At 49.2% G+C, this 21,174-nt stretch carries 15 protein-coding genes; 6 read left to right on the top strand and 9 right to left on the bottom strand.

Features of this window, described 5'->3' with window-relative positions:
- Positions 1-82: 82 nt before the first annotated feature.
- A complete protein-coding gene (map, locus tag DW039_RS10885; RefSeq protein ID WP_120381940.1) occupies positions 83-937 on the top strand; it encodes a type I methionyl aminopeptidase in 855 nt (284 codons plus the stop codon).
- A gap of 21 nt (positions 938-958) precedes the next feature.
- Positions 959-2,191, top strand: coding sequence for a DNA recombination protein RmuC (locus DW039_RS10880; protein WP_120381939.1), 1,233 nt, complete (start codon positions 959-961; stop codon positions 2,189-2,191).
- A 265-nt stretch (positions 2,192-2,456) separates the two neighbouring features.
- On the opposite strand, the gene nqrF is transcribed toward DW039_RS10880, so the two are convergent.
- From nqrF to DW039_RS10845, 7 genes are all read right to left on the bottom strand, one after another.
- Positions 2,457-3,731: an NADH:ubiquinone reductase (Na(+)-transporting) subunit F gene (gene nqrF / locus DW039_RS10875; protein WP_016272690.1), complete on the bottom strand. Its 1,275-nt coding sequence runs from the start codon at positions 3,729-3,731 to the stop codon at positions 2,457-2,459.
- A 17-nt stretch (positions 3,732-3,748) separates the two neighbouring features.
- Positions 3,749-4,375, bottom strand: coding sequence for an NADH:ubiquinone reductase (Na(+)-transporting) subunit E (gene nqrE, locus DW039_RS10870; RefSeq protein WP_005828321.1), 627 nt, complete (start codon positions 4,373-4,375; stop codon positions 3,749-3,751).
- A 113-nt stretch (positions 4,376-4,488) separates the two neighbouring features.
- On the bottom strand, positions 4,489-5,127 hold the full coding sequence (locus DW039_RS10865) for an NADH:ubiquinone reductase (Na(+)-transporting) subunit D (RefSeq protein WP_120381938.1): 639 nt from the start codon (positions 5,125-5,127) through the stop codon (positions 4,489-4,491).
- Between the two features lie 4 nt (positions 5,128-5,131).
- A complete protein-coding gene (locus DW039_RS10860; RefSeq protein ID WP_005828316.1) occupies positions 5,132-5,821 on the bottom strand; it encodes a Na(+)-translocating NADH-quinone reductase subunit C in 690 nt (229 codons plus the stop codon).
- Positions 5,822-5,835: 14 nt separating this feature from the next.
- Positions 5,836-7,005: an NADH:ubiquinone reductase (Na(+)-transporting) subunit B gene (locus tag DW039_RS10855; protein WP_005828314.1), complete on the bottom strand. Its 1,170-nt coding sequence runs from the start codon at positions 7,003-7,005 to the stop codon at positions 5,836-5,838.
- Between the two features lie 53 nt (positions 7,006-7,058).
- Positions 7,059-8,408: a Na(+)-translocating NADH-quinone reductase subunit A gene (locus DW039_RS10850; RefSeq protein ID WP_005828312.1), complete on the bottom strand. Its 1,350-nt coding sequence runs from the start codon at positions 8,406-8,408 to the stop codon at positions 7,059-7,061.
- Positions 8,409-8,621: 213 nt separating this feature from the next.
- The gene (locus DW039_RS10845; protein ID WP_022401052.1) at positions 8,622-10,022 is read right to left on the bottom strand and encodes a C1 family peptidase; all 1,401 of its coding nucleotides are present in this window, start codon (positions 10,020-10,022) and stop codon (positions 8,622-8,624) included.
- 159 nt (positions 10,023-10,181) lie between these two features.
- Here DW039_RS10845 and DW039_RS10840 point away from each other — a divergent pair, with 159 nt between their 5' ends.
- The 3 genes from DW039_RS10840 to DW039_RS10830 all read left to right on the top strand — a co-directional run bounded on the left by DW039_RS10840 (position 10,182) and on the right by DW039_RS10830 (position 15,529).
- On the top strand, positions 10,182-11,384 hold the full coding sequence (locus DW039_RS10840) for a BamA/TamA family outer membrane protein (protein WP_005828308.1): 1,203 nt from the start codon (positions 10,182-10,184) through the stop codon (positions 11,382-11,384).
- 247 nt (positions 11,385-11,631) lie between these two features.
- Positions 11,632-12,822 (top strand): glycosyltransferase family 2 protein, encoded by a 1,191-nt coding sequence (locus tag DW039_RS10835; protein WP_005836447.1) that lies wholly within the window; start codon positions 11,632-11,634, stop codon positions 12,820-12,822.
- Between the two features lie 16 nt (positions 12,823-12,838).
- A complete protein-coding gene (locus DW039_RS10830; RefSeq protein WP_120381937.1) occupies positions 12,839-15,529 on the top strand; it encodes an ATP-binding protein in 2,691 nt (896 codons plus the stop codon).
- A gap of 23 nt (positions 15,530-15,552) precedes the next feature.
- Here DW039_RS10830 and DW039_RS10825 read toward each other — a convergent pair whose 3' ends face one another.
- A complete protein-coding gene (locus tag DW039_RS10825) occupies positions 15,553-17,328 on the bottom strand; it encodes a biotin/lipoyl-binding protein (protein WP_025835515.1) in 1,776 nt (591 codons plus the stop codon).
- A 144-nt stretch (positions 17,329-17,472) separates the two neighbouring features.
- Positions 17,473-17,976, bottom strand: a complete 504-nt coding sequence (locus tag DW039_RS10820) for an RNA polymerase sigma factor (protein ID WP_005828302.1) — start codon at positions 17,974-17,976, stop codon at positions 17,473-17,475.
- 272 nt (positions 17,977-18,248) lie between these two features.
- On the opposite strand from DW039_RS10820, the gene DW039_RS10815 reads away from it, so the two are divergent.
- Positions 18,249-21,152: a pitrilysin family protein gene (locus DW039_RS10815; protein WP_005836442.1), complete on the top strand. Its 2,904-nt coding sequence runs from the start codon at positions 18,249-18,251 to the stop codon at positions 21,150-21,152.
- Positions 21,153-21,174 lie beyond the last annotated feature (22 nt).

Below are 21,174 nucleotides of genomic sequence, written 5' to 3'. Positions count from 1 at the left end.
AAATGAATGTTTTTTCGGCTCTTGATAGTACAAGCACCTGCATTATTGTGTATTTTTGCAGTCTCATAAAAAAGAAAAGACAATGAAAAAGTTCATGAAAGGAGTCCGGTTTACTCCTAAAAACTATTCCGACGAAGTAGAAGCCAAAATTCAACATTATAAGAAAGAAGGATATAAACTGCCGATGCGAAGCGCACTCCGCACCGAGGAGCAGTTGGCCGGTATCCGCGCAAGCGCCAAAATCAACACGGCCCTGCTGGATTATCTCTCCGAGAACATTCGCGAAGGCATGTCCACAGCTGAAATTGACCATATGGTGTATTGCTTCACCACAGACCACGACGCCATCCCCGCCCCCTTCATGTACGAAGGCTTCCCCAAAAGTGTGTGCACCAGCATCAACGATGTAGTGTGCCACGGCATTCCCAGCACCAGGGAATTCCTGAAAAGCGGTGACATTGTAAATGTCGATGTATCCACCATTTACAAAGGTTACTATGCCGACGCATCACGCATGTTCATGATTGGCGAAGTCAGCCCCGACATGCAGAGACTGGTACAGGTCACCAAAGAATGCCGTGACATAGGCATACAGACCGCACAGCCCTGGGCACGCCTCGGTGACGTAGGCGCCGCCATCCAGGAGCATGCGGAAAAGAACGGATACAGCGTGGTACGCGACCTCTGCGGACATGGCTGCGGCGTCAAGTTCCACGAAGAACCGGATGTGGAACACTTCGGCAAACGTGGTACGGGCATGCTGATAGTGCCGGGCATGACGTTCACCATCGAACCGATGATTAACATGGGAAGCTACGAAGTCTTTATCGACGAAGCCGACGGATGGACCGTCTGCACAGACGACGGACTGCCTTCTGCCCAATGGGAAAGCCAAATCCTGATTACTGAAGACGGAAACGAAATATTGACACAATAAGGCGGACACTTCAAAACACCTATGGAGATAGTATTACTGATTATAGGGATAATCATCGGAACCGTAGTCGGCTATCTGGCGGCAGACCGCAAGTCTGCCGCATTGAAGGCCGAAATCAGCGGGACAAAGAAGGAAATAGAATTATTGAAGTTGCAGAAGGAAGAAGCCGAAGCATTGCACAAGCGCATGAACACCGAGTTCGAGAATCTCTCCAACCGTATCTTCCAGAGCAAAGCCGAAGACTTTACCAGGCTGAATGCCGAACACCTGGGCAATCTGCTCCGTCCGCTGGGCGATAACCTGAAGGACTTCCGCCAAAAGGTGGAACAAGTATACAGCACCGAAGCCAAAGAACGCTTCTCGCTGGGAGAACGCATCAAGGAACTGGTGGAGCTGAACAACCGCCTCAGCGAAGATGCCAACAACCTGACCCGTGCCCTGAAAGGAGACTCCAAAATGCAAGGCAACTGGGGCGAAATGATTCTGGAACGTCTGTTGCAAGCCTCCGGACTGATTGAAGGCGAACACTACTTCCGCCAGGAGTTTCTAAAAGACGAACGGGGCGAAGCCATCATCAACGAGGAAAGCGGGCAGAAGATGCAGCCCGACATCATTGTGAAATACCCCGACGAACGGGAAATGATTATCGACTCCAAAGTGTCGCTGACTGCCTATGCTGCCTACACCTCTGCCGAAAGCAAGGAGGAGCAGGTACACTTCTTGAAAGCACACCTGCAATCTGTCCGCGCCCACATCGACGAGCTCAGCCATAAAGACTACTCGCATTACGACGCCCAATCACCGGATTTCGTTATGATGTTCATCCCCACCGAAGGTGCCTACCTCCTCGCCATCCAAAGCGATGCCCACCTTTGGGAATATGCCTACAACAAAAAGGTGGTACTAATGAGCCCCACCAACCTGATTAGCGCCCTGCGCCTCTCGCTCGACCTTTGGAAGAAGGAGAACCAGGTAAAGAATGTGCAGGCCATCATCAAGCGCGGCACCATCTTATATGAAAAAATCGCAGGCTTTACCGACACCTTCCTCGGTATCGGCGACCGGCTGGCCAGCCTGCAAAGGGATTACGACAAAGCCTTCAACCAGCTCTCGGACGGTAACGGCAGTGTAGTACGCCAGGCCGAAATGCTGAAAGGCATGAGCCTCACTCCCAAGAAACGCATTTCTCCAAGATTGCTGCCCAAAGATACCATTCAAGAAGAAACAGAAGAGGAAAACGATAACATTCAATAAAACATCCAACATGAAAACTCTGAAAGACCGCATTCTCCTTCACCAAGAACCATTCATACGAGGTCTGTGTCAACAGGAATTACCACCGGAGAAGTAACAGCCATTCTGGCAAATGCACTGATTCATATCAAGGAATAAAAGAAAAAGCTGCAAAGAATCCACTCCACTTTCTTTCATTAGAGAGGAAAATACCTCGAACAAAAAAACTCCGGCAAGACCCTGAAGGCCAAGCCGGAGTTTTTTATCTCAAGACGGACAAGGAAGGTTATCCGCCAAAGTTATCGAACATCAGGTTCTGAGCCGGAACACCGAGGTCGTCGAGCATCTTCTCAACAGCCTTCGACATCGGGCCGGGACCGCACATGTAGTATTCGATGTCTTCGGGAGCTTCGTGGTCTTTCAAATAAGTCTCGTAAATTACATTGTGTACGAAGCCCGGAGTATACTTCACGCCCGCTGCATCGGCTGCCGGATCGGGACGGTCCAGTGCAAGATGGAACTTGAAGTTGGGGAAATCCTTTTCAATCTGCAGGAAGTCTTCCAGATAGAACACTTCATTCAATGCACGTGCACCGTAGAAGTAATTCATCACGCGGTCTGTAGTGTGCAGCGTCTTCGTCATGTGCATAATCTGTGCACGCAACGGAGCCATACCGGCACCACCGCCGACCCACATCATCTCCTTCTTGGAGTCGAATATCGGATGGAAGTCTCCGTAAGGGCCACTCATGGTTACCTTATCACCCGGTTTCAGGGTAAAGATATAAGAAGAAGCGATACCCGGCATTACATCCATGAAGCCCGGGCCCTGGTCTTTCGGCTTGAACGGAGGCGTGGCGATACGTACCGTCAGCATAATGCGGTCGCCTTCGGCAGGATAGTTGGCCATAGAATAGGCACGGATGGTTTCTTCGTCATTGCGGCACTTCAAGCCCAGCAGACCGAATTTCTCCCATGCAGGCAGATACTCATCACCGATAAGGCTCTTGTCGATGTCCTTATCATAATCCATCGAATATTTAGGAATCTTAATCTGCGCATAAGAACCCGGAACGAAATCCATGTGCTCGCCTTTGGGCAATGCAACGATGAACTCTTTGATGAACGTAGCCACATTCTTGTTGGAGATAACCTCGCACTCCCACTCTTTTACGCCCAGTACGCTTTCGGGAACCTTGATGGCCATATCGCCTTTCACTTTCACCTGGCAACCCAGACGCCAGTGATCTTGTATTTGCTTACGGCTGAAGTGCGGAGTCTCAGAAGGCAAGATTTCACCCCCACCTTCCATTACCTGGCATTTGCACTGTCCGCAGGAACCTTTACCACCGCAAGCGGAGGAAAGGAACACACCGTTTACAGACAGCGTATTCAGCAATGTAGAACCGGAAGCTACGTCCAGTTCCTTGTCGCCATTGATAGTCAGTTTTACATTACCCGAAGGCACCAAGAAATTCTTGGCAACCAGCAGGATAACAACAAGCAGGATGACAACCACGAGGAATACTCCAATGCTTGCTAATATCATATTCATATCCATTGTTTTATTCCTTTCTTTTAGATGTTCAAACCAGAGAAACACATAAATGCCATTGCCATCAGACCTACAGTGATAAACGTGATGCCCAGTCCTTTCAGTGGAGCCGGAACGTCAGAATAGGCCATTTTCTCACGGATGGCAGCCAAGCCTACGATAGCCAGCAACCAACCGATACCGGAGCCCAACGCATAAGAGACAGCATCAGCAATGCCACCGATGAATTTCGGGTCGCTCTCACCCAGCGTGATGCGCTGCTGCATGAAAAGAGAAGCACCCATGATGGCACAGTTTACAGCAATCAGCGGCAGGAAGATACCCAGTGAAGCATACAGCGAAGGGCTAAAACGCTCTACAATCATTTCCACCAACTGAACGATAGCTGCGATTACAGCAATGAAAAGAATAAAGCTCAGGAAGCTAAGGTCAACGCCTTCAATGATTGCGTTGGCAGCCAGCACCTTTGTCTGCAATAAATAGTTGACCGGAAGCGTAACCACCAACACGAAAGTTACGGCGATACCCAGTCCTACGGCAGTCTTCACATTCTTCGATACGGCAAGGTAAGAACACATACCGAGGAAGAACGCGAATATCATGTTGTCCACAAAGATAGAGCGGACGAATAAACTTATTAAATGTTCCATATCTCTTCGATAAATTAAGAATTAAAGAATTAAAGAATTAAAGCAATGAGAACTTGTACTGCAGCAGAGCAGCCCATTTTTCATTCTTTCATTTTTCATTCTTCATTTATTTATTACTGCTTTTCCTGCAATTCTTTGTGGCGTGCACGCTGGTACCAGATGATGCAGGCACAGATAATCAGTGCCATCGGCGGCATCAGCATCAAGCCGTTGTTCACATAGCCCAACTTCTGCAGAGGTTCATAGTTCAAGATGTTGAGACCAAGCAACGTTCCCGAACCCAGAAGCTCGCGGAAGAAAGCTACGATTACCAGAATCTTGGCATATCCCAAACCATTACCCACACCGTCAAGGAAAGATTCCCAGGGACCGTTCTGCATGGCAAATGCTTCCAAGCGTCCCATCAGGATACAGTTGGTAATAATCAGACCTACATATACAGAAAGCTGCACACTTACATCGTAAGCAAAAGCTTTCAGAATCTCACTTACAATAGTTACCAATGCGGCAACCACCACCAGCTGAACAATGATACGGATACGGTTGGGTATCGTCTTGCGCAGCAGTGAAATCACTACATTGGAGAATGCTGTAATCACCGTCACTGAAAGCCCCATCACAATGGCAGGCTCCAGTTTGGCAGTAACAGCCAAAGCAGAACAGATACCCAATACCTGCACGGTAACGGGGTTGTTCAGTCCCAGCGGAGTAGAGAATACTTCTTTATTCTTCTTTGAAAACAATTGTCCCATATTCTTATTCCTCCTCATTATTATTAGTTAAAAAGTTCTTGTAGCTGCTCAGACAAGCCTTCAACATGGCATCCACACCTACAGAAGTGATGGTACCACCGGAAATGCCGTCCACCTGATAGTCAGGTTTCTCTACCTTACCGTTTTTCACAACACCGAGGACTACCTCGCCGTTCTCCAACGTTTTCTTTCCGGGGAACTCTCCCTGGAAATGCGTGCTGGCGATTTCGGCACCCAGCCCCGGAGTCTCACTGGCATGAGAGAAGTAAACACCATAAACGGTATCCTTGTCGCTGTTCAGCGCAACATATCCCCAGATAGCGCCCCAAAGACCGGCACCGTAAACGGGAAATACATATTTCTTCTCACCGTCAACCTCTGCCACGAATACGTGCAGACGGTTATTTTCTTTGGCTTCCTTCTCGTAAGCGGTAGCAAATGCACCGGTATTCTCTGTCAGAGTACCGTCAACGTTCATCAGCATATCGCCCTTTACATATTTATTATATTCAGCTTCGGCATCCTTCACGTCCTTGATGTTGAGTGCAGCAAGAATCTGCTTCTTCGTGTCAAGTTCCACATTCTTGTTCTGCGTCTCGCGCAAGGAAGAACTTACGAATGCCAGCAGGAATGCAACGATAACAACCATTACCGAAGCATAAATGATAGTATAACTATTACTATTGGTATTCATTTCTTTTCCGGTATTTAATTGTTAGACTTGATTGCACGTTTTTCGCGACGGCTGATGTTACCCTGTACCACACAGTAGTCAATCAGCGGAGCGAAGATATTCATCAGCAGGATGGCAAGCATCATACCTTCGGGGTAACCGGGGTTGAGCACACGGATAATGATAGCCATGGCACCAATCAGGAATCCGAAGATATACTTACCGGTCTCTGTACGTGCCGATGTAACGGGGTCGGTAGCCATGAACACGGCACCGAAGCAGAAACCGCCCAGCACGAGGTGTTCGTACCAAGGCATCTGTGCCATCGGAGTGTCGGGACCGATTGCATTGAACACCCATGCCATGAAGGCACCGCCTACGAATACGGAGAACATCGTCTTCCAGCTTGCAATGCCCGTCCACAACAGCAGAATGGCACCCAGAGCGATGGCGATAACGCTTGTCTCACCGATAGAACCCGGAATAAGGCCGGTCACCATGTCCCAGGAGAACTCCGGAACGGCTCCCGAGGTAGCGGCTGCACCCAGCGGAGTAGCTACCGTCAGACCATCTACCGACTGTCCCAGACCGAAGATACTGTCGCCCGATACCCAAACGGCATCACCGGACATCTTCGTAGGATAAGCAAAGAATAAGAATGCACGGGTAATCAAAGCTACGTTGAACACGTTCATACCCGTACCACCGAATACTTCCTTAGCAAAAATTACAGAGAATGCAGTAGCCACCGCCAGAATCCACAACGGGCAGTCTACCGGAACAATCATCGGAATCAAGATACCGGAAACCAGGAAACCTTCCTGAATCTCCTCCTTCTTCCACTGAGCCACTACGAACTCAATGCCGAGACCTACTACATAAGATACAATGATTTTTGGCAATACAGCCAGAAAACCGTAGATGAACATTTCCCAGAAGCCTCCGGCAGCACCGGTAGCGTGGAAATGCTGGTAACCTACGTTATACATACCGAACAGCAGCGCCGGTACTAACGCAATGACCACCATCGACATGATGCGTTTGCTGTCAATGGAGTCGTGAATATGCGTTCCCGATTTCGAAGTGGCATTGGGCACGAACAGGAATGTTTCGAAGCCATCAAACACCGAACGAAATGCGTGGAATTTGCCGCCTTCCTCAAAGTTCGGCTTTATCTTGTCGAGATAATTTCTTAACGCTTTCATTAATATATTTACGATTTTACGATTTACAATTTACGATTTGCCATACGCCCCGATTATGCCATTTCGGCACGAAGCATATCGAGCCCTGCACGTACGATGCGCTGCACTTCCACTTTGGAAGAACATACGAATTCGCAGAGAGCGAAGTCTTCGGGAGCTACTTCGTAGATACCCAGAGCCTCCATACGGTCGATGTCACCTGCAATGATTGCTTTCACCAAGTATTCGGGGAAGATGTCCATTGGGAATACGCGGTCGTATTCGTTGGACATAATCATGTGACGTTCGCCACCCTTGATACGGGCATCTATCACATATTCCTTCTTGCCCATCAACCAGCTGAAGTAAGAGCGGTTGACGCTGAACTGATTGAAACGCGGCATAATCCAACCCAACATTTCATGGATTTCATCTCCTTCGGGAATAACGGTCAGCTGGCTGTCGAAAGAGCCGAGGAAGCCGTTCGGAGAAACTTTCTTACCGGTCAGCACGTTGCCGCTGATGTAGCGGAGGTCTTTGTCGGTAGTCACGTTACCTTTGAAAACGTTCGTCAACAGAGCGCCGACTTTCAGCTTGCAATAAGCGGGTTTCAACACTTCGGAACCCGTTACAGCCACCGTACGGGTCATGTCCACACGACCGGTATTCATCAGACGTCCGATGAAGAGTACGGCTTCGGCACTGATGGTCCAGACCGTTTCACCCTTCACTACCGGAGAGATGTGGTTAATCTGTACACCCACGTTGCCTGCCGGATGTGGTCCGTCGAAAGCTGTTACGGTAACGTTCTTTGCCTGCACAAGAGCAGCAGACTTTTGTTTTACACTAATACCCAGATACGTCTTTGCCATCTTTGACAAAGCGTCGAGTCCCGTCTGGAAGTTTGCTTCTTCTCCCTTCAGCGCGAATTCAAAATCGGGAGCCAGCGGATTGCTGTCGAAAGCCGAAATGAAGATAGCTTTCGGAGTTACCGTCGGATCAGCGATAACGTCGTACGGACGTTGGCGGATGAAAGCGAACATACCTGCTTGCAAAAGAGCTTCTTTTACTTGCTGGCCGCTCATCTTGGACGGGTCCATCTTGCCGAATTCCTCATAGTCTTGCTCAGTGGCAGCCTCTACGACGATGTTCAGCACCTTGCGGCGTGCACCACGCTCCACGCTTGTCACTACGCCGCTAACGGGCGAAACAAATTTCAATTCAGGATGATTCTTGTCGATAAACAAGGGTCCCCCGGCCATCACATATTCCTGCTCTTTGACCACCACTTTCGGAGTGATGCCTGTATAGTCATCGGGAACCAGCGAATAGAATCCCGGTTCCTTAACAGACACAAGTTCCTGGGCAGCAGCGCCTTTCAGGTTGATGTCAAGGCCTTTACGTAACTTAATTACATTTGCCATGCGTTTATTTAAAATAATGGTTTCATTAATTTGCCGCAAAAGTAGCAAAAAAGAACGTGAATAAAGAGTAAAAAAGAAAGGAATTACGGAGAAATTTCCGTAATCCCTTTCGTTAACGAACACGAGAACAAGGATTAGGGGTTAAGGATTAATACCCTGCGGAATCATAGTGCAGCCCACTAATCCTTAATCCCTAACCCCTAATCCTTATCATCACTTTTCTTCAGCGAACATCGGGTCCCATGCCGGCAGGCGGACGGGCTTTTGTTTAAACAGTTCCATCACTTTGGCGGGAACATACTTTGTCTCCACTACCAGACGGAACATGTATTCATTGAACCACTCGTCGGTCATGATGAGATGTCCCTGATAACCGGAAGCGGCTCCCCAACTGTTCTCTACCATCCACTTTACGGGCTTTCCGTCTTTGTTCAAGTCAACGGCCATCAAGGTCATGGCGTGGGAAGAGCCACTGGAGAAAGTCTGGATACGTTGCTTCTTGTCCATCCCGAAGGTGGTGCCCATCAGTGATTCGTAGTCATAGTTTTTCACATCGAGCAGACCGCGTTCGGAGTTCAGGAACTTGCCCACATCGCAAGAGAAGTACATCATGGTGCTGTCCTTCAAGGAGGCAATGGCCATCTCTTTGATGTCCTCTACGGGCAGGTTGACATAAGTCCAGTTCTTGCCGTCGTAACGGTGGCGGTCATAGTCTATTTCATAGCACTTGTAATACTCGCGACTGGGGTCGTTCATCAGCATTACGTAGTTGGTCAGCAGTTGTTTGTCTCCATATTTCTCAAGGAAAGACATGGGAGTGTGATGCTCTGTCTCCACAGGATTACCCTTGGCATCGTGGCGGACATAGTCGAACTCCGTGGGAGGTACACCGAGGTTCAGCACCAGCATGCGGTAGATGGTTCCGAGCATCGTAGTTTTCTCCTTCTCCAGAGCTTCGGGCTTGGCACCGGCGGCAGCCATGTCACGCAGTTGCAGACCATACTCTTTCAGCTTCAGAGAGATGAGGTTGGCCATGCGGGAGGTATTTTCACTGCTGTTTGTTTCGGGCATGGCATCTTTGGGAACAAGGCCGTATTTGGAAACAATGTCGGCCACACCAGTAAAGGTACCCCCATCGCTCAGCGGATGCTGGAAGAGCCATTCTACGGTCTTATCAGTCAGGGGACTCTTGGAGGTGTCGATGATGCCTTGCAAGAAGAGGTTTGCCTTCTCCAACTGGTCCCAGAAGAAGGGATAGACTTCGGAGAACTCGAAAGACTGGAAACCGTATTCGGCAAGGGTCTTGGCACGCATCACATTCAGCCCCGTAAACAGCCAGCAACGGCCAGACGACTTCTGGTCGGTGATACCTTTGGATTCTACCTTGATGGAGAAGTGGGTATCCATGCCCTGCATATTCTCCTGGTTGAGTGCCAGTTTACGGATGTCATTATTGCCTATGGCATTGCGGAGCGCCTTGTCGGCAGCCGTGCCTTGATAACTTTGCTTGATTTGTCCAAGCATTTCGGGGCTGATACCCCCTTTTCCCTCTTGTGCCTGCACGGAGAGCAGTGCGGCACTCAGAACAATTACAGATAAAAATCGTTTCTTCATTCAGATTATGTGTTTTTAGTTATTGATGTCTTGCTTCGTGAAGCAGACAAAAGTAATGTCTTTTTTGATAATTTTAGTGACATCTTTAGATTTATTATCTATTACAGTGAAAACTATTCGGGATAAAATAGTTTCCTTTGCACCCACATTTCGTACGACATGAAAAGATATATACTAAGCATTATCGCACTGGTGCTGTTCGCCACCACCTTTTATGCCCAGGAACAGACTGCGGCCGCCACAAACGACAGCGTTCCTGCACTGACCAAAAAAGAACTACGCAAGCAAAAGGTAGCGCGTCGGAATCTGCATTACAATATTCTGGGCGGACCCAGCTACACCCCCGACTTCGGTGCCGTGCTGGGAGGAAGCGCCCTAATGACCTTCCGTATGAACCCCAGCGACACCACGCAGCTGCGCTCCGTAGTGCCCATGGCCATCGCCTTCATGTTCAACGGTGGCATCAATCTCTTCTCCAAACCGCAACTCTTCTTTAAGGGCGACCGTTTCCGTATCTTCGGAAAGTTCAGCTATAAAAATACGGAAGAAAACTTTTACGGCATCGGCTATAATACCAATAAAGATTATGTACGAAGCGACAGTACCAGCAAATACCGGTACAGCGGCGTGCAAATCAACCCCTGGTTCCTTTTCCGACTGGGCAACAGCAATATCTTTGCCGGACCTCAAATCGACATCAATTACGACCACTTGACGGAGCCCGGCAAGTTCTTGGTGGACGAACCCTCGTACAAAGAGGCAGGCGGTACGGCTAATGGCTATAACAACTTCAACTCCGGCCTCGGTTTCCTGCTGACATACGACAGCCGTGACGTCCCTGCCAACGCCTACCGTGGTATGTATCTGGATTTCCGCGGCATGATGTACGCCAAGTTCATCGGCAGCGACCAGACCTTCTACCGCCTAGAGATAGACTACCGCCAATACAAGTCACTGGGCAAGCGCAGGGTGCTCGCGTGGACGGCACAGACCAAGAACGTGTTCGGTGACGTCCCTCTGACGCAATATGCCCTCACCGGAACGCCTTTCGACCTGCGCGGCTACTACATGGGGCAATATCGCGACAAGTCCTCGCATGTGGTCATGGCAGAGTACAGACAGATGCTCAATACCGACCGCAGCACTTGGGTGAAGCGGATGCTCAACCACATAGGTTTTGTAGCCTGGACCGGCTGCGGCTTCATGGGCCCCACTCCCGGCAAGATAGAGGGTGTACTGCCCAACTATGGTGTAGGTCTACGCATTGAGGTACAGCCACGCATGAACGTCCGCCTGGATTTAGGCAAAAACACGGTAAACAACCAGATGTTGTTTTACTTCAATATGACAGAAGCGTTTTGAGTAACGCCCTGCCTACCTGCCCATCCCTTTCCTATGGAGAATGATGATTGAAAGCCTTTAATCGCCTCTCACTCACAAGGTTATTCAAGCTCACCTCTATAGGAAGCTCACTTCCTTATAACATCGGAACACCTTGAGAAACAAACATTTTATTTTTCTTTTCTTTTTCTTGCATCGGTAAAAGATTATCCATACTTTTGGCAATCACATTTCTTTTTATCAAAAAAGAAAGCAAACGAGCGGATACATGAAAGCCCTTGAAGTACTCTTCTGGATAAGTTTATTCATAGTGTTCTATACTTATATAGGATATGGTATACTATTATATATCCTGGTCAAGATAAAAGAATGTTTCCGTAAGCCTGCGCCCCGTCCGATGCCTGCCGACGATGCTTTACCCCCATTGACGCTATTTATCGCCGCCTACAACGAAGAAGATGTAGTGGATGAAAAAATGCACAACTGCCTGGAGCTGGATTATCCCGCCGACAAGCTACGCATCCTCTGGGTGACCGACGGCAGCAACGACCATACCAACGAACGCCTCTCCCACTGGCCGCAAGCCATCGTCCTCCACCAACCCCAACGCCAAGGCAAGACAGCCGCCCTGAACCGCGGTATACATTTCGTAGAAACGCCCCTTGTCGTGTTCACCGATGCCAATACTCACCTCAACCGCGAAGCCCTGCGGGAGATAGTGCACGCCTTCACCGACCCTAAAGTGGGATGCGTGGCAGGCGAAAAACGTATCGCCGTGCAAAGCAAGGACAATGCTGCCTCGGGGGGAGAAGGGCTATACTGGAAATACGAATCCACCCTCAAAGCGCTCGACGCACGCCTCTATTCGGCAGTAGGCGCAGCGGGTGAACTGTTTGCCGTGCGCCGCGAGCTGTTCGAGGAAATGCAGACAGATACGCTGCTCGACGACTTCATACTCTCCCTGCGCATCGTCATGCAGGGACACACCATTGCCTATTGTGCCAATGCCTATGCCGTAGAAAGCGGCTCGGCAGACATGCGCGAGGAAGAAAAGCGCAAGGTGCGCATCGCTGCCGGGGGCTTGCAGTCCATCTGGCGGCTGCGTCCGTTGCTCAACCCATTCCGTTACGGCACATTCTGTTTCCAATATATTTCCCACCGGGTGCTGCGCTGGTCGCTCACTCCTATCCTATTGTTCCTATTGCTTCCCCTCAACACAATTCTCATCTTTACGACAAGCACGCCATTACTGTATGCCATCATCTGGCTGTTACAAGCTCTTTTCTACCTCATGGGAAGTTGGGGGTACTACCTTTCAATGAAGCATATAAAAAACAAGATACTTTTCATCCCCTACTATTTCCTCTTCATGAACGTCAACGTCATACGAGGATTCAACTACCTGCACAAGCGCAAAGGCAATGCAAGCGGCGCATGGGAGAAGGCCAGAAGGGCATGAAACTAATACTGTAAGAATGAAAAACATTTTGAAACAAGCTGAAAACGCCGAGAGACTATTGAAGCTGACGTCAGATACCATGCTCCTTCTGAACCGGGACGGCATTTGCATGGACATCGCAGTGCACAATGTAAACCTTTGGTTCATGAAGGAAGAAAAGCTGCTGGGCAAGAATCTGTTCCAACTGATACCACCGTCCACTTACTACCAAGTATATCCGGAGTTCAAGAAGGTACTGACGCAAAAGGTACGTTCAGTCCATAATTACGAAATGACACTGGGTCACACTACCTATTACTTTAAATGCATCATGTACCCGTACGACGGCATGGTCCTCTGCCAGTACCGCGACATCACAGAACGCAGCCAGCGCAAACTGGAACTCGAAAAGAAAAACCACGAGCTCAACGAAATACAAAAGGCCGCCCTCATCGGAAACTGGCAATACGATACCCAGACCCGCATATTCTGTTATGCAGGCCATACGGGCATCATGTGTTCGGAAGAGGTGCAGCACATCAATATGGACAATTATCTGGAACTTATCCTTCCTGAAGACCGGAAAAGCTTTACCGGCTGGATGAAAGAGAATCTGAAAGGCAAGATGGGAAACAGCGTGGACTACCGCATCTTCCTCCAAGGAAACATTTTCTATATCCGCCTCAAGGCGTTTGCCCGCGAACGGCAGAAAGACGGGAATGTCACTATAGAAGGATACATACAGAACATTACCGACATACAGAAACGGCGCAACGACATCAATCTGCTGACACATGCCATCAACAACTCCACCGAGGACATTTATTCGGCACACGAAGACGGCACGCTGATATTCTGCAACCGTTGCTTCAAGGAACGGCATGGCATCGGTAATGGCCAAGACATCACCCGGATGAAGATATACGACCTGCCCTCATACGGCAGGGATGAAACATCCTGGAAAGAGTTTGCCAACCGTGTCAAACGTGGAGAGACGAACCACGGATACATCGTCTACCATCCGCTGCCCAAGCGTCCGGAAGTACTCGCCATTGAAGGAAACGCTTATTGGGTGACAAGCGACAAAGGGGAAGGAACCATCTGGACATTCGGAAGAGACGTATCGACACGCATCCGGCATGAGCAGCAAATCAAACAGTTCAACCAGATTTTGGACAAAATCATCGAAAACCTCCCGGCAGGCATTGTTGTGAAGGACATCAACAACAACTTCAAGTACCTCTACCGCAACCGCGAATCGTATAACCGCGAAATCCCCATACAAGAGGCATTGGGAAAGGACGACTTCGATTTTTATCCTCTGGAGACTGCTCAGGAAAAGAGGGCGCAAGACATCGAAATAGCCAGAACCGGCAAAGAGATGCACTGGATTGCGGAAGAACGCGACGGAAACGGAAATCCCATCTATCTGGACAAACGGAAGATGAAGATTGAAAGCAACGACTTCTCCCCCATCCTGCTGAACATCGAATGGGACATCACGGAAATGGAACAGATGAAACGGGAACTGCTCGTAGCCAAGGAGAAAGCCGAGACCTCCGACCGGCTCAAATCTGCCTTTCTCGCCAACATGAGCCACGAGATACGCACACCGCTCAATGCCATTGTAGGCTTCTCACGAATTATTGCCGAAAGTACCGACGAGGAAGAACGGCTAGGCTATTACGAAATAGTGGAATCGAACAACGAACGCCTGCTCCAGCTCATTAACGAAATCCTCGACTTATCAAAAATAGAATCGGGCATCGTGGAGTTCACCATCACGCCCGTACGCCTCCATCCACTCTGCAAGGAGATACATGACGCACATATTTTCCGCTGTCCCGAAGGAGTGGAACTGATATACGAACCCTCTGACGAGAATATCGTGATTGACGGAGACAAGAACCGGATTTTCCAGGTCATTTCCAATCTGATAGGCAATGCCTTCAAGTTCACCACCACCGGGCACATCAGTTACGGGTATCGCCGGGAAGGCAAGTATGTAGCATTCCACGTCACCGATACGGGTATGGGCATTGCACCGGACAAGGTGGATCGGGTATTCGAACGTTTCGTCAAGGTGAACAACTTTGCCCAGGGCACCGGATTGGGACTTTCTATCTGCAAAACCATCATCGAACGTCTGGGTGGCAACATATCCGTCACTTCAGAGGTGGGTAAAGGCACCACATTTACTTTTGTTCTCCCGCTGGAATCCACCAGCAAAACAGAGGCGGAAAAGAAAGAAGAGGACAACCAGGAAACGACAGCAGAGACACACTCCACAGAGCAGAGGGGCAAAAATGCAGCCCCCGGAGATTCCCCGAAGAATGAAGAGGTCGGAGCACTCCCTACCCCTCCTTCCAAGACCATCCTGATTGCCGAAGATACAGAAAGCAACTTCATCCTAATTAACGCCATTTTAGGCCGACTCTATCGGCTGAAACATGCCAAAGACGGCATGGAAGCCGTAACGATGTTCGAGGAAGTCCACCCCGACCTCATCTTGATGGACATGAAAATGCCCAACCTTGGCGGAATCGACGCCACTCGCATCATCCGTGAACTGGTACCGGACGTCCCCATCATCGCCCTTACGGCCTATGCCTACGAGCACGACAAGCAAGCTGCCCTGGAAGCAGGTTGCAACGACTTCCTTACCAAACCCTTCACTCAAGAAGTGCTGAAGGAAACCATCAAGAAATGGCTGGATGATAAAGGATGACTGAAAAACAGTCATCCTCCACTTTATGCAAAAATATCACTTCGCTGGATATAAGCAATCACATCCCCTTTATTGACCACATCCCCTTGCTTGGCACAGACTTCCACCACACGTCCGGTAAATCCGGTCCATATCTTCTCGTATTCGCCCCACGGCGTAGAGATGTAGCAGAACACCTCATCATGCTGGTACTTGCGTCCGATGAAAGGAGCAGAAGAAGGACCTTCGACGGAAACCTCCCAAAGCACTTGCCCCTTGGAAGGCGCGATTATCGGGTCTGCCTTGGCACGCTTCAGCTTCTTGATTTCTTCTTCCGAGTATCCGTTTTTGGCCATCGCCGCATCCTTGGCACGCTGCAGGTCATCCTCAAAACGTTTCTTGGCAACGCCGGATTTATAGTCGCGATACTGCCGGTCGTGCATGGCAAGCTCGAAGAGTTCCTCGTCATCATCGCCATATTCCCAACCGTTTTCGTCCATCTCTTTCCGGTATGTATCCAGAGCATCCGGGTAGTTCAGCTGTGGGTCCGTATCCACGAACTCAAAGCCTTTGGACTTAGCCAGTTCCACTATCTCGGGCGCTAAAGTACCGGGGAGGCGTCCGCTCTTGCCCAGAATCATGTCCCACGTATGGTTGTCTATCATCGTCCAACGCTCCTCTCCCTTTACCTGCTGCATGAGGTTCATCAAAGCCACATTCTTCACATACTGGCTAAAAGGAGTCACCAAAGGAGGATAACCCAGCTTGGGCCATACATATTCCACTTCGTCGAACAGCATGACGAGCAGGTCGTCCAGACTGAGTTCCGGCTCGTTCTTACCGCGCAGTATCATGTTGATGCCGGAATGCACTCCCTTCAAGTCGGCCATCATGGAGCCCATCATGCCACCCGGCAAACCGCACTTCAGCAAGAGTGAGGACATATGTTTATTGGTGGGGTCCATGAAATAACCCAAGAACTCGTCAATGAACTCCTGCGTCATGGCACGGGCTTTCATGTAGGCTTTCATGTTTATGTCGGGCACTTGGAAACCCAGGTCTTTCAGCATGGCCTGCACGGAGATGATGTCCGGATGAACCTTGCCCCACGACATGGGTTCCATCGCCACATCGATGATGTCGGCACCGTTCTCACAGACTTCGAGAATGGAAGCCATGGAAAGTCCGGGACCGCTATGCCCGTGGTATTGTATCAGCACATCGGGGTGCTTCTCCTTAATGGTTCTGACAAGCTGTCCTAGCATACCCGGACGTCCGATGCCCGCCATATCCTTCAAGCAGATTTCAGGTGCCCCGGCTTCAATCAACCGGTCGGCAATACTGGCATAGTATTCCACCGTATGGACGGGAGAATACGTGATGCAGAGCGTAGCCTGCGGTATCATGCCCGCTTCCAGAGCATATTTGATAGAAGGAATTATATTCCGCGTCTCGTTCAATCCGCAGAAGATACGGGTAATGTCCACACCCTGGGCATGCTTCACCTTGTACATCAGCCGGCGCACATCTGCCGGAACGGGATACATGCGCAGTGCATTTAGCCCGCGGTCGAGCATATGCGTCTGTATGCCTGCTTCCCTAAAAGGTGCGGTAAAGGCGCGTACAGCCTTGTTGGGATTTTCACCATACAGAAGGTTTACCTGCTCAAAAGCTCCTCCGTTTGTTTCAACGCGTGCAAAACAACCCATTTCAACTATCAACGGAGCAATACGTACCAACTGGTCTACCCGGGGTTGATACTTACCGGACGACTGCCACATGTCCCGGTAAACAAGACTGAATTTAATTTCCTTTTTCATCATAGTCAATAATAAGAGATTTTCCTTCGGTTAACTTAACATATACAAATATAAAGGATTATTCTGACATATAGTCATGAATAACCCTTAAAAATTCATCATAAGCAATATGTTATATATCATATTGCTACTATCAAATTATTATCAGATGAAATCTTTCAATTCATCCTGCAACTTCTGGCGCGTAAAGAAGATGCGGCTTTTCACCGTTCCGAGCGGAAGGCCGAGGCGTTCGGCAATCTCGCGGTACTTGAAACCGGACACATGCATGGAGAAAGGGACTTTATAGTCGCGTGGAAGGGCATTGACGATGCGATGCATTTCTTTCAGGTCGTAGGCACCCTCGGTACTGGCAAAACCAGAGTCCTGGGGCATGCTGAGGTGATACTGATTGTCCGTCTGGTCCACAAAAGTCTGTTCGCGAACTATTTTCCGGTAATTATTGATAAAGATGTTGCGCATAATGGTATACATCCAACCTCTGAAATTGGTGTCGGGTTCAAATTTGTCTTCGTTATCCAAAGCCTTGAGAGATGTCTCTTGCAACAAATCATTCGCTTCTTCCCGGTCGGCTGTCAACTTGTATGCAAAGCGAAGCAGTTCTTCTTGCACTGCAAGCAAATCTTTTCTAAAACTGTAAGTATTCATACTTTGCTCAATTTTTAAATAGTTAATAATGGTTTAGGTTTTACGATTGCAAGTATAAGGAAGATTTGAAGCCCCGGGGGACGGAATACGGTTTTTATTAGGGGTGAAAACTATCATTTGACAGTTTACACCCCCCTCTCTGATAGTTTACGGGTGATATTATATACTGAAAACCATCATTTTTCCGAAGATTTCGTAAATGTTACGTGATTTTTTTATAGCTTTGCCTACATATAGGAAAACACTTTTATTACATAAAAACACTTTATTTTATGAAATCATTTCAATTTAAGTCACTTCTTCTGCTGACTACCCTTATCATTTCCCTGCCCTCCTTCGGACAAGGACTGAAGGCGTTCAAGCTGAAGAACGGTCTTTCCGTATATATATGGGAAGATGAATCCAAATCGGACGTGTTCGGACTGGTAGGCGTACGTGCCGGTTCCATCAACGACCCCGAAGAGTACACGGGACTTGCACACTACCTGGAGCACGTCATGTTTAAAGGAACAGACAAGATAGGCGCGCTGAACTGGACGGAAGAAGAACCGATCTACAAGGAAATCATCGCCAAGTACGACCAGATGGCCGAAGAAGCCGACCCGGCAAAAAAAGAAGCCATCAGCAAGGAAATCAATGAGCTGACCGTCAAAGCTGGAAAATTGGGACTTCCCAACGAATACTCCAACCTGATGGAAAGCATGGGTGCCAAAGGGGTGAATGCAGGCACCTACTATGACTGGACCTTCTATCACAGCTCCTTCCCTGCCTATCAGATAAACAAATGGCTGGAAATCTCCTCACAACGTTTCCTGCATCCCGTATTCCGTTCCTTCCAGTCGGAGCTGGAAAACGTGTACGAAGAATATAACCGTTCACAAGATGACCAGGGACGTGCACAGAACCAGTTCGTGATGGAGAAAGCTTTTGAGGGACATCCTTACTCCCGTTCCATCATCGGCCTGCCCGAACATCTGAAGAATCCCCGCCTGAGCAAGCTGATTGAATTTTACGAACAATGGTATGTCCCCGAAAACATGGTACTGGTACTCGTAGGAAACATCAAAGCCCAACAAATCAGCGGACGCATCAATGCCGCCTTTGGACGTCTGGCTGCTAAACCCTCACCCGAGCGCAAGGTCTACCAGAACCTCGAAATAAAGGGCCGCAAACAGTATTCGGCTAAAGTAGGATTCTACCCGCAAGTGGCAATGGTATTCAATGGAGTACCTGCCGGACATCCCGACGAAGACGCTCTGGACATCGCCCTGGCACTGCTGAACAACAACAGTCAGACCGGAACTATGGACAAGCTGGTACTGGACGGTGAACTGACCAGCGCCGGAGCCTACACCCGTACTTTCCGCGAACAAGGACGCGCCATCGTAGCGGCCATTCCCCTCTACGACGAAAACCAGCGCCGTTTCGAGTCGACCAAGAGCGCCGAAAAGAAAGCCTTGAAAGCCATCCAGCAAATCGCCAACGGAGAATTCGAGGACTGGAAAATTGATGCCATCAAAGCCGAGAAATGCCGCCAGTTCGACCTGGAAATGGAGTCGAACGAGGACAAGGCCATGATACTGATGAACGCCTTCTACAACGAGCAGGACTTGGGCGACATACTCAATTACAAGGACAAGATTATGGCCATCACCACTGACGACATCAAGCGAGTAGCCAAGAAATATCTGTCAGACAATTACCTGGCCCTATATATCGAAAAAGGAAAGCCTGACAAGAACGCCAAGATTGAGAAGCCGGGTTACAAACCCGTAGAACCTCCGATAGGAAAAGAATCGCTCTATGCAACACAATTCAAAAACCTGCCCATCGGACAGATGGAGGAGAAATTCGCAGACTACGGCGAAGTGCAAATCAAGCAACTGAACGACCGTTCAAAGATGTACTACACACCCAACAAGGAGAATAACGTATTCCAGTTGGTTGTACAATACGGAGCCGGTGAACGCGAATTCCCAAAACTTGGCTATGCCGCCCAGTTGATGAACAACGCAGGCATCATGGGGGCCTACGAACCGCAAGAGTTGAAAGAAGAACTCAGCAAGCTGAACGCAACCTGCCACGTGACAGCCGATGATGACAACCTCTACATCATCATGGAGGGCTACGAAGCCACCCTGCCGCAAGCCTGCCAGCTACTTTCACGCCAGATTTTGATGCCAAAACTGGACGAAAAGCAACTGGCACGTCTGAAAGGTTCGGCAATGGGTATGCGCCAGCAGCGCAAAGACAACGTCAGCATCCTGAACGAAGCACTGCGGCAGTACATGCTCTACGGAGAGAAATCAGACTACATCAAGGAACTGACCGACAAGGAGATTTACGAATTACAGATTTCAGAACTGACGGGCGACATCAACCGCGCCTCCAACTACGAGGCAAAGGTGTTCTTCACCGGAACACTCCCCTTCGACCAAGTATACGATATCCTGAGCAAGAACCTCCCATTGGTGGCCAACGAACGCCCGTCCAACTCCCCACAGGCAAAGGACATGATGCCGGTGACCGAAAACACCGTCTACTTCCTGCCTAACAACGATGCAGAACAAGCCCAAATCCACCTCTACATCCCGATGCAGAAGGCAGACAAAAAGGACGACGTGCTGCGTAGCGCATTCAACCAATACTTCGGTCTTGACTTCACCGGCATCGTTCTGAACGAAATCCGCGAAAAACGCTCCATGGCCTATACAGCCTACGCATTCGTCGGCACGCAAGGCATAGCCGGAAAAGCAAGTTATCTGCGCGGCTACATCGGTACCCAGAACGACAAGGCAAACGATGCATTGGACGTACTGATGGGTCTCGTCAACGACATGCCGAAAAATCCGGAACGTATCGACAACATCAAGAGCTACCTCCGCCAAGCCATGCTGACCAGTCACCCCAGCTTCCGCAACAAAGCCATGGAACTGGTAGACTTGGGCTACAGAGGCTACACAGACGACCCAGCAAAGGAAAACCTGCCGAAAGTAGATGCACTGACCTTTGACGACATCGTGAAATTCTACGAAGAGAACATCAAAGACAAACCTTACTGCATTTCCATCATGGGCAACCCAAAGAACATTGACCTGAAGCGACTGGAAAAATTCGGCAAGGTAGTGAAACTGAACGAACGCAAACTTTTCAACACGAAGGATGCATTGTTCTAACCTTGTTTTATCCCTTTAGCAA

Source organism: Bacteroides sp. AF39-16AC (assembly GCF_003602735.1).
Classification (GTDB): Bacteria; Bacteroidota; Bacteroidia; order Bacteroidales; family Bacteroidaceae; genus Bacteroides; species Bacteroides uniformis.
The sequence above is the reverse complement of the archived record's forward strand: the minus strand, read 5'-3'. Positions and strand labels throughout refer to the sequence as shown.

Excerpts from the sequence above, each read along its gene's own strand:
- map (WP_120381940.1), top strand. The coding sequence starts at position 83 with ATGAAAAAGTTCATGAAAGGAGTCCGGTTTACTCCTAAAAACTATTCC.
- DW039_RS10880 (WP_120381939.1), top strand. The coding sequence starts at position 959 with ATGGAGATAGTATTACTGATTATAGGGATAATCATCGGAACCGTAGTC.
- nqrF (WP_016272690.1), bottom strand. The coding sequence starts at position 3,731 with ATGGATATGAATATGATATTAGCAAGCATTGGAGTATTCCTCGTGGTT.
- nqrE (WP_005828321.1), bottom strand. The coding sequence starts at position 4,375 with ATGGAACATTTAATAAGTTTATTCGTCCGCTCTATCTTTGTGGACAAC.
- DW039_RS10865 (WP_120381938.1), bottom strand. The coding sequence starts at position 5,127 with ATGGGACAATTGTTTTCAAAGAAGAATAAAGAAGTATTCTCTACTCCG.
- DW039_RS10860 (WP_005828316.1), bottom strand. The coding sequence starts at position 5,821 with ATGAATACCAATAGTAATAGTTATACTATCATTTATGCTTCGGTAATG.
- DW039_RS10855 (WP_005828314.1), bottom strand. The coding sequence starts at position 7,005 with ATGAAAGCGTTAAGAAATTATCTCGACAAGATAAAGCCGAACTTTGAG.
- DW039_RS10850 (WP_005828312.1), bottom strand. The coding sequence starts at position 8,408 with ATGGCAAATGTAATTAAGTTACGTAAAGGCCTTGACATCAACCTGAAA.
- DW039_RS10845 (WP_022401052.1), bottom strand. The coding sequence starts at position 10,022 with ATGAAGAAACGATTTTTATCTGTAATTGTTCTGAGTGCCGCACTGCTC.
- DW039_RS10840 (WP_005828308.1), top strand. The coding sequence starts at position 10,182 with ATGAAAAGATATATACTAAGCATTATCGCACTGGTGCTGTTCGCCACC.
- DW039_RS10835 (WP_005836447.1), top strand. The coding sequence starts at position 11,632 with ATGAAAGCCCTTGAAGTACTCTTCTGGATAAGTTTATTCATAGTGTTC.
- DW039_RS10830 (WP_120381937.1), top strand. The coding sequence starts at position 12,839 with ATGAAAAACATTTTGAAACAAGCTGAAAACGCCGAGAGACTATTGAAG.
- DW039_RS10825 (WP_025835515.1), bottom strand. The coding sequence starts at position 17,328 with ATGAAAAAGGAAATTAAATTCAGTCTTGTTTACCGGGACATGTGGCAG.
- DW039_RS10820 (WP_005828302.1), bottom strand. The coding sequence starts at position 17,976 with ATGAATACTTACAGTTTTAGAAAAGATTTGCTTGCAGTGCAAGAAGAA.
- DW039_RS10815 (WP_005836442.1), top strand. The coding sequence starts at position 18,249 with ATGAAATCATTTCAATTTAAGTCACTTCTTCTGCTGACTACCCTTATC.